The sequence below is a fragment of the Schaalia naturae genome (assembly GCF_042665795.1).
Classification (GTDB): Bacteria; Actinomycetota; Actinomycetes; order Actinomycetales; family Actinomycetaceae; genus Pauljensenia; species Pauljensenia naturae.
Map to the genome: position 1 here is coordinate 1369770 of NZ_JBHTEF010000001.1, position 12298 is coordinate 1382067.

At 65.2% G+C, this 12298-nt stretch carries 8 protein-coding genes; 3 read left to right on the forward strand and 5 right to left on the reverse strand.

From position 1 onward, the window contains the following. The first annotated feature begins 34 nt into the window (after window positions 1-34). On the forward strand, window positions 35-1363 hold the full coding sequence (locus tag ACFQWG_RS06010; protein ID WP_449329129.1) for an integrase core domain-containing protein: 1329 nt from the start codon (window positions 35-37) through the stop codon (window positions 1361-1363). 80 nt (window positions 1364-1443) lie between these two features. Here ACFQWG_RS06010 and ACFQWG_RS06015 read toward each other — a convergent pair whose 3' ends face one another. The 5 genes from ACFQWG_RS06015 to ACFQWG_RS06035 form a co-directional block, all read right to left on the reverse strand. After that, on the reverse strand, window positions 1444-2442 hold the full coding sequence (locus tag ACFQWG_RS06015; protein ID WP_028707539.1) for an AAA family ATPase: 999 nt from the start codon (window positions 2440-2442) through the stop codon (window positions 1444-1446). Between the two features lie 198 nt (window positions 2443-2640). Further along, the gene (gene mobF, locus ACFQWG_RS06020) at window positions 2641-6252 is read right to left on the reverse strand and encodes a MobF family relaxase (RefSeq protein WP_380976255.1); all 3612 of its coding nucleotides are present in this window, start codon (window positions 6250-6252) and stop codon (window positions 2641-2643) included. Window positions 6253-6682: 430 nt separating this feature from the next. After that, complete coding sequence (locus ACFQWG_RS06025; protein ID WP_380973128.1) at window positions 6683-7507, reverse strand: ArsR/SmtB family transcription factor; 825 nt, start codon at window positions 7505-7507, stop codon at window positions 6683-6685. A gap of 365 nt (window positions 7508-7872) precedes the next feature. Further along, a complete protein-coding gene (locus ACFQWG_RS06030; protein WP_380973136.1) occupies window positions 7873-8676 on the reverse strand; it encodes an ABC transporter permease in 804 nt (267 codons plus the stop codon). Continuing rightward, complete coding sequence (locus ACFQWG_RS06035) at window positions 8673-9590, reverse strand: ATP-binding cassette domain-containing protein (protein WP_380973139.1); 918 nt, start codon at window positions 9588-9590, stop codon at window positions 8673-8675. Before ACFQWG_RS06035 ends, ACFQWG_RS06030 begins: the two co-directional genes overlap by 4 nt. Before the next feature lie 1106 nt (window positions 9591-10696). Here ACFQWG_RS06035 and ACFQWG_RS06040 point away from each other — a divergent pair. Then, on the forward strand, window positions 10697-11518 hold the full coding sequence (locus tag ACFQWG_RS06040) for an ABC transporter ATP-binding protein (RefSeq protein ID WP_380973142.1): 822 nt from the start codon (window positions 10697-10699) through the stop codon (window positions 11516-11518). Next, entirely contained in the window at window positions 11515-12291 is a 777-nt protein-coding gene (locus ACFQWG_RS06045) for an ABC transporter permease (protein ID WP_380973145.1), read from the forward strand. The genes ACFQWG_RS06040 and ACFQWG_RS06045 overlap by 4 nt, the downstream gene beginning before the upstream one ends. Window positions 12292-12298: the final 7 nt, after the last annotated feature.

The window sequence follows — 12298 nt, forward strand, 5'->3', positions numbered from 1 at the left end:
ATGCTGAGTGGGTGGGCTCGGGTCGACTTGGCGGGTGAAGAAGAACAATGAGCCCGTTGACCCTCGTATCCGCCTGGCGATCTCGCAGTGGAGGGATGACGCGCCTCGCGGCACGGTGTCCTCCTTCTGCCTGGAGGTGGGCATCTCGCGCAAGACGTTCTACGCCCTGCGCAAGCGAGCCGAAGTTGAAGGCCCAGCAGCGGTGCTGGAACCGAAGTCCAGGCGCCCCCATTCCAGTCCGAGCCGCATCAGTGATGACGTCAAGACCCAGGCCCTGGATGTGAGAGCCACCTTGGAGGCCTCCGGGTTGGATCACGGCCCGATCAGTGTGTTCGAGCGGATGCGTTCCATGGGCCTGGATGCCCCATCCGTGGCGTCCTTGGCGCGCTTGTTCAGACAACGAGGGGTGGCGAGGTCAGAACCGAAGAAGCGTCCCCGTTCCTCCTACCGTCGCTTCGTCTACCCCGCGCCCAACTGCTGCTGGCAACTTGACGCCACCGAGTACGTCCTCGTCGCGGGACGCAAGTGCGTGATCTTCCAACTTGAAGACGACCATTCCAGGGTGGCGGTCGCCTCCCACGTCGCAGACGCTGAGACCAGTGAGGGGGCCCTGGCAGTCTTCGACAAGGGCGTGGCAGCGCGAGGAGTACCCCAGCGTCTCCTCACCGACAATGGGATGGCTTTGAACCCCCATCGCCGCAGTTGGGTCGGCCAGCTCGCCGCACACGCCGCTTCCTTGGGAGTGGAGGCGATCACGGGCAAGCCCTACCACCCCCAGACTCAAGGCAAGAACGAACGATTCCACCAGACACTCCTCCGGTGGCTGGACAAGCAGCCCTTGGCCCACACCCTCCAGGAACTTCAAGCCCAAGTCGACGACTTCGATCGTGTCTACAACACCCAGCGCCCCCACCAAGGACTCCCCGGACGCCTCACCCCCCAGCAGGCCTGGGATGCCACACCCCCAGCCCCGGCCCCACGACCCCAGCCTGCCCCCACCGATCCCCCGGTACCTCGACCGATGCCCACCTCACCCCAGGAGCCCCGCCGGGCGAGGAACCCGCACCCGCGGCGCTTCCCCGAGAAGGGGACTCGCGAGATCACTGTCGGCGCCAACGGGACTGTCAGTCTCAGGGGAGTCAACTTCCTGATCGCCCATCCCCTAGCCGGACACGTCATCCACGCCGCATGGGACACTCACGGGGTCACCTTCTGCGACAGTGACGCCATCGTCCTCGTCGAACACGACTGGCCCCCCACAGGCGTCACCTACGTCTCCACCCACCCGCCCGGGGAGACCACCAACCGCGGAGGACGACCCCGCAAGAACCCCCACCCCACGCAAGTGACACCGAAGTCCTGAGACATCGAATGTCACCGATGTCCTGACACAGAACTGTCACCGAAGTCCCGAGACATCACAGTCTCGCTCAGCCATCTCCGCTAGTTTGCCCCGTCAGTCCGACGCTTGGAGCGGGGACGTTCTTCCAAAGCGATGACAACATCATCGGTACGCACTTGGGTGCGTCCACCAAGGACGGTTCGCTTAGCGGCATTCTCGGCTGCTGTCGCGATCTCAGCGTGGCTCAGACCACGAGCTGCCGGGATGATTCGTGTCCAGCTCAGGTTGTAGATGTGGAATGACGCGAGCCGGTTCTTGATAACTGACTCCACTGCCGCGTCGTCCGGCAGAGCGAAGTCCATCACGGTGTCGAACCTGCGGAACAGCGCGTTGTCCAACAGGCTGGGGTGGTTCGTTGCAGCAATGATGACGCTGTCTGACGTGTCCTCTTCGAGGAACTGTAGGAACGAGTTGAGTACTCGACGAATCTCCCCTACGTCATTCTGTGCGGCGCGGTCGCCACCGAGCGCGTCAACCTCATCGAAGAGGTAGACACCACGAGTCTCGGCGAGCGCATCGAATACAAGACGCAGTTTCGCGGCAGTCTCTCCCATGAACTTCGTCAGCACTGTATCCAGTCTGATCGAGAACAGCGGAAGTCCTAGTTCGCCCGCGATCACGCGCGCAGTAGATGTCTTCCCGGTGCCTGGCGGCCCCGTGAGCAAAAGACGCCGGGCAGGGGTCAGGCCATGTCGTGCCAGCGCGTCACGCTGTCGCTGTTCCAGCAGTACGTGCGTCAGTCGTTCGTGAAGCTTGTCCGTGAGCACAAGATCGCTCAGTCTGGCCTCGGGGTACGAGACGTTCAGCAGCGCCCCGAGCTCACCCTTCGGCTGAGCGAACGGAACCACGGCGGCGATGCGGGCGCGTTGACCAGATCGCTCACGGAGGTCGTTGACGAGGTCGCGAAGCTCCTGGGCGAACTTCGACTGCCCGGCGCGTGCGGCTTTGGCTGCGACCTGCATGGCCACCGCGTAAAACTGCGGGTCGTCCCCGTCGGCGTGGCTCTTTACGAGTGCCTTGAGCTGATCGTTGGTCGCCATCAGGGGACCTCCTCTCATTGGCACGCCTCCAAAGCCGGGTGGTGATCTTCTAAGCGTACCGGTAGCGACCTCTCGCTGCGGGGAGTACCTGCCGAGAGAGACAAGGTCGTGCCAGATGCTCCCTCCACCCACGACACGGGTCAGTTCCAGGCAGGTGGACGACGCTATCCTCCGCAGGTCGCCCGCCTGCCACAGGACTTACAGCGAGCGGCCGGGCGATCTGTGCTCGACCGGCTGGGGCATGCTACGTCCTGTGCGCGTACCTGCGACTTCGGTCGCCTGCGTCAGCGCGGATCGCGCCCTCGCAGCGTCGATCCTCTGCGCGGCAGACTCTGGCGCGGTGCCGAAGGGTGTGTCGTCGGTGAGGCGGTAGCGGTCTCGGTAGGCCGCGACCACCCGGGCAGCCTTGCGCCAGGTCGCGGCTCGTCGTCGCTCGGCGTGCGGCGCCCCAAGAGCATTCGTCCACGGCGCGCTCACGGTCAGCGCGCCATCGAGTACGGCGTCGGCGCGCGCCTCGATCAGTGCTTCTCGCTCGTCGAGAGCGGCTCGCATCTCGGCGTCGATGACTCCATGCGCCTGCGGGATGAGGCCGGCGATGAGCCGCGATGGCTTGCGTGTCCTGCCTGAGCCTGCGGGACGCGCGGTCGCCCGCTCAACCCGGTAGTGGAGGACAGCGGCGATGTCGTCGGCGTCGCCGAACCCACGCGCGGCGACGAGGCGCGGCAGCAGCGCTTCGACGTTGTGGTGGTTGGCTTCGGCGCGTCGGAGTTCTGCCGCGAGCGGGCCGAACGCTTCGGACTCGATGGCGCTCTCGGCCTGTTCGTCGGTGAGCCCGGAGGCGCGGATGAGGGTGGCCCAGCGGTCGTGTTGGGCTGCGGCTGCGATGGTCTCGTACTCGGCGGCGAGTTGGGCGATCGAGCCCCAAAGTTCCTGTTCGGCCACGATGGTCTCGTGCGCCGAGAGTTCGGCCCCGCTGTGCTGCAGGACGCCGTAGAGCACGCTTCGTGCGGTGGCGTGCGGGTCGTCGCCGGGGTGTGGCTGCGCGTGGTCGTCGGCGCGGTCGAGGGTCACGTAGGCGTGGTTCGCGTGCCGTCCTCGGGTCATCGCGACGTAGAAGGTCTCTCTCGTCGAGGTCGGTTCGACCAGGACGTGCGCGGTGTCGGTCGTGATGCCTTGGGCGCGGTAGGCGGTGACTGCATAGCCGAGATCGACATGCTCATCCACATACGCCGCTGGGAGGACGATGCTGCCGCCGAACCTGCGCCCACGCCTGCGAGCCCTGATGGTTCCGTCGTCGCGGACGGTGGTGCCGGTCCCGTAGTCGCGTGCGATGGTGATGGTCCCGTCGTCGCCGACGGCGGTGATGGTCCAGATGTCGCCGTTGCGTACCCAGTCCCGTCCGGCCAGGGTGCGGAGGTTCCGGTTGTTGAGGCGCGTGATGATGGTGTCCCCGACGCCGGCGGCGGTGCCGTCGCGCAGCTCGACTTCGCGGTCGGGTTTCAGGGTCTTGTTGAGGATCAGGTCGGCTCGGGCGCGTCGGTTCAGCATGGTCACGTCTTCGTGGGTTTCGGCGATCAGTACCGAGACCAGTCCCGCGTCGCGGTCGGCGCGCCAGGCGTTGTAGGCGGCATCGGTCATGGCCTCGACGCCGCCGTCGGTGATGCGCTCGTGGGCGAGGTAGGTGTCGATAGCCGCCGTACGCCCGTGACGAAGCTCGAGTGAAGCGGTCTTCTCCCAGGCGTGGGTCAAGCGGTGAACATCGACCAGTTCGGGGGTATCGGCCCGGTCTCTGGCGATCATCGCGAACGCACCGCCGGCGTCCACGGATTGCAGTTGGGCGTAGTCGCCGACCAGCAGCACCTTCGCGCCAGCGTCTTGGGCGAGGTGGGTGATGCGGTCCAGTGACAGGGTGCCGGCGAGGGATGCTTCGTCGATGATGACGAGCTGTCCCGCCTCGAACGTGGTGCCGTGGACGAGGTGGTTCTGCCACCACTTCGCCGTGTTCTCAGTCGCGATTCCAAGGTCGTCGGCGAGAACCTGGGCAGCGACCGCTGACGGCGCGAGCCCGACGACGGCCCCGGAGCCGTGCTCGGCTTCCCACGCGCGGCGGAGCGCGTTCATAGCGGTTGTCTTGCCCGCCCCCGCGGGACCGACGAGGACATCGAGCATCCGACCCGACACCGCGATCCGGGTCAAGGCATCGGCTTGGTCATCGCCGAGCATCCGACCGTCCGCGTCGGGTCTGTACGTGATCTTCTCGACCGTGGCAAGCGTCACCGTCGGTCCGCCGAGGTTGGCGGCTCGTTCGAGGAGTCTGTCCTCGGCCGCGAGCTGGGACTCGGAGGTGAACACGGTCGAGCTCTTCGGACGGAACACCGAGGTGCCGTCGGGGCGACGGAACACGACCGGCGAGGTGGCGAGCTCAGGTGGCGTCAGCCGCAGCGAGCCGAGCTCGGCGGCGTCGGCGATCATCGCGACGATCGCTTCCCGGTCCTGCATGGTGGCGAACCGCCACCCCATCGTCTGCCGGGACGCCTCGGCCATGAGATTCCATCGCCGCCAGGTCGACCGCTTCTCACCGACCACCTCGACGACCGTACGCCCCAGCTCGCCGATCACGTCGAGCGGCACGTCGTCGGCACGCAGGAGCATCGGCTTGTCGTTGTCGGTGACCTCGCGCGCCCACGACGTCGCGTCCTGGCCCAGGGTCTTGCTCGCTCGCGTTCGCCACTCGGCGGTCAGGTCAGCAAGGGATCGGACCTGCTTCTCGGGGCGGGTCGCGAGTGTGGCTTGGGCTCGCAGTTTGAGGATCGTCGCGTTCGATGGTTGGCGTCCGTGCTGGGCAACGTACTCGTCGATGAGCCGGTTCTTCTCTGCGTCGATGTGGCGGGCGCGGGTGGAGAACTCCGCGACCAGCTTCTCCGGCACGCCGGTGATCGCCCACGCTGGGTTCCGGTCGCGGCCCATCTCGCGCGCCTCCCAGGAGACGCCGAAGGTGCGGGTCATGTGGTCAGCGAACACAGCTTCGTGTAGTTCGGAGAGCGCGACGACGGCGGCGTGCATCGGTCTGCCGTCAAGCGAGCGCCACTTCCCGTCGAGGACGGTCTTGGCCTTGTTGCTGATGACGACGTGCGTGTGGAGGTGAGGGTCGCCGGCGCGGGAGTCGAAGTGATCGAACGCGGTCGCGATGAGCCCGGTGACATCGACCTGTGCAACCGCGCCGTCCCCGGCGGTTGCGCCCGTGCGGGTGGCTGCAACCTCACGTTCCATGAACGCAACCACCTCCGCAACCGCGCGATGATGCGCCTCGGCGATCAGTGCCTGCACTCCGGCATCGGCGACTGCCCACAGCACTGATGCGGACTTCGGGATGGAGAAGGTGAAGTCGAAGCCCGCCACCGCACGTCGCGTGCTCCGGGCAGTCTCCTCGGCCACGATCTGCGCGACAGCCTCACCCTTGGCCCCAGGCGTCATCGTCGGGTCGAGGTCGGCGATCCGCGCTTCGATTCGCTGCTCCTGGCTCTTGTAGGTCGGGAAGGCACGACCGAGCGGCTCGTCGGTGATCGGATCATGGCCAGTCCCCATCAGGAGCTGGAGCTGGTGCTCCGATACTCGGTCGCCCAGCTGAATCTCGCCCTTGCCGAGGGCCGCTACGCCCGCGCCGAGCCAACGACCAGGCGGGGTGCCTTCCTCCATGTAGTAGCGCGTGAGCGGCGTGGAGAGTGGTCTGTTCCCGTCGGCTGCCGCAACCGTCTTGAGCAGGTACTTGTAGCCATCACCCGCCGACATCACACGCATCGAAACCGTCATGCTCACCTCCGCTCCTGCCGGGCAGGTGAGCACCCGCACCCGGTGATCTCGGCCGCGGGAATGCTCGGTCAACCTCGATCTGCAAGACGCGTGGTGGCTCCGAGACGCGGCTCCACGGACGATGTGACGTCGAGATGGGCGAGGGCAGGGACTGGTCGAGTGGAGACAGATCATGCACCCGACGGGTGATTAGCCCGCTCCGGAGTCTCGGCGAGTGTTTCGGCCAGGGTGCACCGATCTGCCAGAGTCGTCGTGCCCCCAGCCGAGCTGTTGGCTATGGATGCACGGCGTGAGTTCTCTGAGTTCAGTCGGGCAGTTGCTCGCGTGCTCGCCTTTCACTGGCTGGTTCGTGCTGAACCTGGTCGAAATCAGGTCTGTCGAGTGGCATTGGTTGAGCCCGTCGAGGTGCTCTTCGGCGGGTTAGTCGGGGTTAGTCGCTCTCCGTCAGCACATCATCGCGGTTGTCTGCTTGGAGGCCCCACGGCTCCTCGGGCAGCACGTCACCGGTTTCCAGCAGGGTTTTGAGGTTCGCAAGTACGGCAGCCCAGCCATCGGCGATGTTTTCACGGTCGCCCATCGTGGCCAACGAGGCGTGGGTCACTGTGAGTCTGACGATGTCGCGGCCCGGCTCGATGTCGAACGTGACTACGCTAGGCTCGAACAACGGGTCGTCCAGGCGATCTGGAGCGTCGAATCCGAACACGAGGCGGCGTGGCCGATCGACTTCGATCACCGTGCCGGAGGCGTCGGCGACGCCGGATCCGTCCACTCGTACATGGTCGACTCTGCTACCTACATGCCAATCAGAAACCTGCGAATGGCCCCAGAATCGGGCGCTGAGTTCTGCGCTGGTGAGCGCTTCCCAAACCTGATCAGCTGTAGCCCGGATGTAAGTCGTGTAGACGAAATCGGGAATCGTCTCGGGGCCTGATTCATTCATCGCGTACTCCTCAGCTCGTTGTTTGATGGCGTCGATGGTGGCCAGGCGTGGCGCCTCGAACTTCCAGATCCAGCGCCGCTGGATGTCGTGAATAGGAACAGGGTTCAGGTAGTGCAGCTTTCGCCGACCGTCTCGCACCGAAGTTACGAGTCCCGCGACCTCCAGGACGTCCAGATGCTGACTCACCGACTGGCGGCGCATGTCCATGTCCTCGCACAGCTCACCGAGCGTCTGCCCTGACCGCTCGTGCAGCATGTCAAGGAGTCGACGCCTTCCGGCATCTGCCAGCGCCCTGAACACGTCCTCGGAACTCACGAAGACCATTATGCAGGCGCGCGCCTGCCTATGCAACCGGGCCCCCAGGTGCCATATCTCAGGTTGCTCGACCAGAAGCCATCGTGCAGAACCGACGAGTGTCTGCGTCTCGGGCCGGTCGTGGTGGACACGGGTCGGTGAGCAGGTCACGGTAGGGCACGTTGCCCAGCTGCCAAGGACGTGTGGTCAGTCGCCTGTTCCCGGCCTCTGGGGGCCCCGCTGTGCAGCGAAGCGCATGTCGAGCCGGCGGGGGCCCCGGTGATCAGCCGCTGGGCTGGTGTGGGAGGTGAACGATGGCGAGACCTTTGCCCTGCGCGACCTATTTGTTCCTCCCGCCAGCCACGCCAGGGCGAGCAGCTGGCCTGCTAGACGTCTCGGTGTCGGAACAGCGTGAACGCTGCGGCAAGGGCGGCGGCCACTTCTGCGGCCATGACCCCGAGTCCGGCCCACGGTGCAAGACCGCCGGTGCTACCGACCAGAATGTTGGTGCCGGCGACCGTTGGCCAGGACATCCTGACGACAGCGGGCAGGAAGGGTCCGAGGAAGTACGGGACGATGAGCGTCGTCGCGATCAGAAGGATGACGGCGGCCGTAGTGGATCGGACGAGGAAGCCGAGGGCGAGTCCGAGCAATCCCACCAACGCGAAGTACAACCCGGCGCCCAGCAGCGCCCGAAGCACGTGAGGATGCTCGAGGGTCGCGTGTGGCACGCGCAGCTTGGTGAGGACGAACTGGCCAAGCAGGAATGCTGGCAAGGCGATGACGAGTCCGAGCGCCAGAGCGACCGTCCCGGTAAGGACTGCCTTGGCGGTGAATAGTCGGGTGCGGCGCGGCATGACGGTTAGACTGGTGGAGATCATCCCGGTGGCGTATTCGCCCGCAGCCACGAGCGCCCCGATCACTCCGATCACGAGATGGGCGAACATCGTTGCGCCGAGGAGGGCAACCTGTGTGGGATCGAACTCGGCTTGCTCGTGCGCTGTCAGCTCTTTGTATCCCTCACCGACGCTAGCCGTGTACAAGACGGCCATGCCCAATCCAAGGACGACTGTCGACAGCAGGGCATAGCGCGACCACGGGAGGGTTCGAAACTTCACCCACTCGGCACGGAACGCGTCAGCGAGCGTGACCTGATCCGTGAGGGGGACAGGCGTGGTGTGGGTGGTCATCGTGCCGCTCCCTGTGTTCCGCCGAATTGGACACTGTTGCGGGTCAGCTGCATGAACACGTCCTCAAGGGTTGCCCGCCGGGGGGCGAGCTCGGAGAGCGCAACGCTGTGACCAGCGGCGATCTGTCCGATCGTTGCGCAGTCCATGCCAGTGACCCGCAAGGAACGATCCGGGGCGGCTTGGACCGAGGCGCCGGCCTCCGTGAGCAGGGACGCAAGATGCGCGGTCTGTGCGGAGCGGACAAGCACGCTGGAGACTGGACGCGATGCCAGGAGGGCCTCGGTGCTGGTGTCTTCGAGCAGTCGCCCCTTGCCGATGATCACCAGTCGGTCTGCGGTCAATGCCATCTCGTTCATCTGGTGACTGGACACCAGGACCGCGCGTCCCTCATCGGCCAAGCACCTGATGAGTGTGCGGACCCAGAGGATTCCCTCGGGGTCCAGCCCGTTGTTCGGCTCGTCGAAGATGATCGTGGCCGGATCGCCCAGCAGCGCTGCCGCGATGCCGAGCCGCTGGTACATGCCCAGGGAGAAGGTCCGTATCCGACGGTCCGCGACATCACCCAGTCCGACCAGATCCAGCACCTCGTTGACCCTGTGAGGCGGGATCGCGTTGCTCGTGGCGAGGCAGCGCAAGTGGTCCTGGACGCGTCGACCTCCGTGGAGGGCATGCGCGTCCAGCAATGCGCCGACCTCCCGCATCGGGGACGGAAGGTCGGTGAAGTGGCGGCCACCAATGGTGGCCGTGCCGTGAGTGGGGGCGACCAGGCCGAGGATCACGCGCAGCGTCGTGGTTTTGCCGGCGCCGTTGGGGCCAAGGAAGCCAGTCACCCTGCCCGGCTTCGCCGAAAAGGTCAGGTCATCGAGTGCTTTGGTCTCCGTGAACTGTTTCGTCACTCCCCTCACCTCAATCATGGGATCTGCCTCCTTTGCCTGTGGGTGCCGCTGCTGCGGCTGTCGTCGAGGTGATGACCTGTGCGGCTGTCGTCGGGGTGATGACCTGTGCCTGACCCATGGCGGTGACCGGGATCTGGCCGAGACGACGGCGGCATCGAGTGCAGCATGGCCTCTTGGCCGGATATGGCTTCGGACGGGCCGTGTTGTGACGCCTGGGCGAGCCACGGCTCATTCCCCAGGATCACGCCGACGCGGTTCGGTTTGGGCTCGAAGCCGACACCCACCGCGGTGAACACGCGTGACGCTCCCGGCGCCATATCGCTTCTTAAGTCGGATGCTGCTACAAACACTCGATACTGCTCCTGTCCTGCCTGCGTGGGCACGATGCACTCTTAGTCTGCGGGACCTCACCCTCAAGCAGGCAGGAGCCCGATCACAGTGTGCGAGCTTGACCCTGGGTCAGGGTCAAGCGTCTTGCGCAAGGAATCGGGTTGCTAACAAACTCGCTCTCCTGCCCCGGCCGTCAGACCCGGCTGTCCCCTCGACTGTGCCGGGTGCAGCCGGAAACCGCCATGATGGCTCCGGGTGTCTGCCCCCGCCTCGAACGCGAATAGTCCTGGCCGAGTGCGGTTGTTCGCGTCTCGATATCGTGCGCGGCGAGTCCCTGGAGGTTGTTTCCGTGGGTGCCCCTAGTCGCGGGAGAGAAGTCCGATGCGGCATTGGAAACTAGGCCTGCGAGCGACCCTCCGGTCCCTCCACGCCCTCAGCTCAGCCCGCACCGCACTGCCATCCGAGGATCAATTTCTGCCGGCTAGGCGGAGCAGAGTCGTCCGCGGCACGCGTCGAATACCTCTCGCGCGCTGGTCAACGCCCGGACTCCCCCAGCGGAGGGCCAGACCGTCCGGGTCTCGTTGCGGAACCGCCTGCCTTGACATTGCCCTAGGGTCAACCTTGCATCCTGGTGGTGGAGTCTCTCTCACGCGGTGTGTAAGGGCCCCATCAAGGAAGCGACTGACGATGACAACAGGTGACGAGACGAGCCGAGGATGGTCTATCGGTTTCAGAGATGCTGCGAGCTGGGTGCTGGCAGCGCCCGGGTGCGTTGAGGACGGGAGGTCACGAGCATGATGGCTCCTGCGGTGGATGCTGCGATCCGTATGCGGGCCGTGAAGAAGTCGTACGGCACGCTGGAGGTGTTGCGTGGCGTCGACTTGGACGTCGAGCCGGGCACCGTGTTTGCTCTGCTCGGCTCGAACGGTGCCGGCAAGACCACGGCGGTGAAGATCCTTGCGACACTGCTGAAGGCGGATGCGGGGACGGCGATGGTGAACGGGTTGGACGTCGTGGCGCAGGCAGCGCGGGTGAGGGAGTCGATCAGTTTGACCGGGCAGTTCGCCGCAGTGGACGACGTCCTCACCGGACGAGAGAACCTGATCCTCATCGCCCGGCTTCGCCACATGAAAGACCCGGGGAAGATCGCCGATGATCTGCTCGCTCGTTTCCAGCTCACCGCTGCGGAAGGGCGGCGGGTGGCCGCATATTCGGGTGGCATGCGGCGCCGTTTGGATATCGCGATGAGTTTGATCGGGAGTCCGCCGGTCATCTTTCTTGACGAGCCGACTACGGGGCTCGACCCCGAGGCGCGTATCGAGGTGTGGCAGACGGTGAAGGTTCTTGCTTCTCGCGGCACGACGGTACTGCTGACAACGCAGTACCTGGAGGAAGCGGAAGAATTGGCCGACCGGATCGCGATCCTGCATCAGGGACGCATCATCGCGGACGGCACCCTCGCCGAACTGAAGAAGCTTCTGCCACCAGCAAAAGTGGAGTATGTCAAGAAGCAGCCCAGCCTGGAAGAGGTCTTCCTCGCCGTCGTCGGCGCGCGAGGGGGCGACCGTGACGCCGACGTTGCGGGCAGGGTCGGATCGGAGGTGGGGGGACCGTGACCACCACGCACTTCTTCTCAGACACGGCGGTTCTTACGGGACGGTCCATGCGACGCATCACTCGCAGCCTCGACACCATCATCACGACCGCCCTCATCCCGATCGCGCTCATGCTGATGTTCGTCTATGTCCTCGGCGGCGCCGTTGATACGGGCGCCGGTGCGGGAGCATCTTCATATGTGAACTACATGCTGCCCGGTGTGCTGCTGTTCACAGTCGGCTCGGGGATCACTTACACCGCGGTCCGGCTCTTCGCAGACATGAAAGGCGGGATCTTCGAGCGATTCCAGTCCATGCCGATCGCGCGATCGAGCGCGCTATGGGCGCACGCGTTAACCTCGCTGGCAGGGAACGTGCTATCTCTGGCGATCGTCGTGGCGATCGCGCTTCTCATTGGCTTCAAGACAGGAGCGGGCGTTCTTGCGTGGCTGGCCGTAGTAGGCATCCTGCTGCTATTCACACTCGCACTGACGTGGATCGCGATCATCGCGGGCCTGGCGGCGAAAACGTCGGACGGAGCAACTGCTTTCTCCTATCCGATCCTGTTCTTGCCGTTCATCAGTTCCGCGTTCGTCCCGACCGACACAATGCCCGGGCCGGTGCGGTGGTTCGCCGAGCACCAACCGGTCACCTCCATTGTCAACACGATCCGAAACCTCTTTGAGCAGCAGCCAATCGGAGATGAAATCTGGGTTGCCCTCGCGTGGTGCCTCGGCATCCTCCTTGCCGCATACCTCATCGCGATGGCCGTCTACCGACGCAAAATCATGTGAGTGGATC

Bases quoted from the DNA above. Each gene is read 5' to 3' on its own strand.
- ACFQWG_RS06015 (WP_028707539.1), bottom strand. From the start codon at position 2,442: ATGGCGACCAACGATCAGCTCAAGGCACTCGTAAAGAGCCACGCCGAC.
- mobF (WP_380976255.1), bottom strand. From the start codon at position 6,252: ATGACGGTTTCGATGCGTGTGATGTCGGCGGGTGATGGCTACAAGTAC.
- ACFQWG_RS06030 (WP_380973136.1), bottom strand. From the start codon at position 8,676: ATGACCACCCACACCACGCCTGTCCCCCTCACGGATCAGGTCACGCTC.
- ACFQWG_RS06035 (WP_380973139.1), bottom strand. From the start codon at position 9,590: ATGATTGAGGTGAGGGGAGTGACGAAACAGTTCACGGAGACCAAAGCA.
- ACFQWG_RS06040 (WP_380973142.1), top strand. From the start codon at position 10,697: ATGATGGCTCCTGCGGTGGATGCTGCGATCCGTATGCGGGCCGTGAAG.